Annotated in this window: 1 protein-coding gene; it reads left to right on the forward strand. The window is 51.0% G+C overall.

Annotated features, from left to right (window positions below; all coding sequences use genetic code 11):
- Positions 1-235: 235 nt before the first annotated feature.
- Positions 236-2496, forward strand: a 2261-nt coding sequence (locus BLR08_RS30475) for a polysaccharide lyase 8 family protein (protein ID WP_072338323.1), incomplete at its 3' end; no start/stop codon positions are given.

The raw sequence follows: 2496 nt of genomic DNA on the forward strand, positions 1-2496 counted from the left end.
CCGAGCAGGACCAATATTCTTCAAGCATTGAGCATGCTGAATTGGATTTTGGAACTTACACGTTTAACTCTCCCGGAACTAAGGTCTTTAGGTTCATTGTGACCGGCAAGCATGCTAACAGTACGGGCTATACGCTGGCGAATGATTATATCAAGCTGATCCCTCAGTGAGAAGGTTAGAAGTACAGTGAGGCAAACAAGCCTTCGAAATCTCACTAGTCAAGGAGGAATATAAAGTGTCAAAAAACGCCAAGCGTCTCGGGATCATGATGACAGTGATGCTCCTGCTGCTTATGTCGGTCAACTCATTGTTTGTGAACCAAGCTTCAGCAGCGGATGAGTTCGATACCTTAAGGAGCAAGTGGAAGGTGATGCTGACCGGCGGAACGAGCTATAATGCGTCCGACCCGAATATCGCTGCGGCAATCAGCCGAATTACGGCTGCTGCCCAGACCAATTGGGACAGTATGGATAAGTCTTCAGGCCGGACATACCTGTGGAGCGATCTGTCCGGCCCTACGGACTCCAAGGCGCTTACCGCCAGCTATGGCCGGGTGAAGTCCATGGCGCTGGCCTACAGCACCCACGGCTCCCCGCTTCAGAACAACAGCGCTTTATTGAATGATACCATCGGCGCATTGGACTGGCTGTACGCCAACCGCTATAACGAGAACAAAACCGAAGACACCCTGTATTGGTGGGACTGGGAAATCGGCATACCGATGGCGCTTAACGATATTACCGTCTTGCTCTATAACAATCTGAGCTCGGCCCAAAGAACCGACTATATGGCGGCGGTAAATAAATTCACTCCTAAAGTCAGCATGACAGGAGCCAATCGAGTTTGGAAAGCTTCCGTTGTCGGAGTGAGGGGCATTATTATCAAGGATGGCGCCCAAGTAAGCGCCAGCAGGGACGGACTAAGCGCCGTATTTAATTACGTAACGACCGGGGACGGTTTTTATAAGGACGGTTCCTTTATCCAGCATGGCAAATTCCCTTACAATGGCGGCTATGGATCGTCGCTTCTTTCCGACATTGCCAAACTGATGTATCTGTTAGGCGGGTCCACTTACGAGGTAACGGACCCGGATCGTAAAAATGTGTATGAATGGGTGTATGAGGCTTTCGAACCGCTAATGTATAAAGGCGCCATGATGGACATGGTCAGAGGGAGAAATATTTCCAGGTATTATTCGGATGATCATATCGGAGGCCATGCGGTAATCAGGGCCATTATCCGCCTGTCCCAGGTTGCCCCGTCGGCGGATGCTATGGCCTACAGAAGCATGGTCAAACATTGGCTTCAAACGGATACCTATAATAATTTTGTAACGGACGCTCCTATAGACTTGATCGTAGTGGCCAATGCCATCTTGAATAATTCCGGCATCATCTCCCGGGGAGAACTGGTCAAACATAAGCAGTACCCCAACATGGACCGGGCTGTCCATCTGAGACCGGGGTTCGGATTTGGCATCAGCATGTTTTCTACCCGAATCTACAACTATGAAAGAGGCAACGGCGAAAACATCAGAGGCTGGCACACTTCCGACGGCATGAATTTCCTGTATAACAACGACCTTTCTCAGTTCAGCGACGGGTTCTGGCCTACGGTAAACAGCTTCAGGCTGCCGGGTACGACGGTGCTCCATAACAACACCGTTTTGCCCCGTAAAATTAGCGACAAAGGCTGGGTAGGCGGGACCGATCTTCTGAATACGTATGGGGTAAGCGGCATGTATCTTCATACGCCCGATACAGACTTGAAAGCAAGAAAATCATGGTTCATGTTTGACGATGAAATTGTGGCCCTGGGTTCGGATATTGACAGCACCGACGGCATTCCCGTTGAAACTATTGTGGAGAACAGGAAGCTCACCAGCAGCGGGGATAACGCCCTGACTGTCAACGGCACGGCCAAGTCCACTGCGCTCGGTTGGTCGGAGACGATGACAGACGTGAATTGGGCTCATCTGGCAGGAAACGTACCCGGTTCGGATATCGGCTATTATTTCCCGGGCTCTGCCACGGTTGAAGGCATTCGCGAAGCGCGGACAGGCAGCTGGAGTCAGATCGACACGAGGCCGAGAACGCCTACTGCCCCAATCACTCACAACTACATGAATCTATGGCTGGATCATGGTTCCAATCCGACCAATGGCCGCTATGCCTATGTGCTGCTGCCTGGCAAAACAAGCGCGCAGGTGAGCGGCTATGCGGCAAATCCCAATATCGCCATACTCGAGAATACCATCAATGTTCATGCGGTGAAGGAAACGGACTTGAACATCACAGGCGCTAATTTTTGGAACGGCGGCTATACGGCAGGCATCATTACCAGTGATTCCAAGGCGGCTGTCATGACCAAAGAAAACACAGGAGAAGATATCGAAGTATCCGTATCGGACCCGACGCATTTGAACACAGGCAGCATCACTATTGAGATCGCCAAACGGGCATTTGGCACAATATCGGCCGATGCGGGAATCACCGT

It is taken from the genome of Paenibacillus sp. cl123, from assembly GCF_900101595.1.
Lineage (GTDB): Bacteria > Bacillota > Bacilli > Paenibacillales > NBRC-103111 > Paenibacillus_G.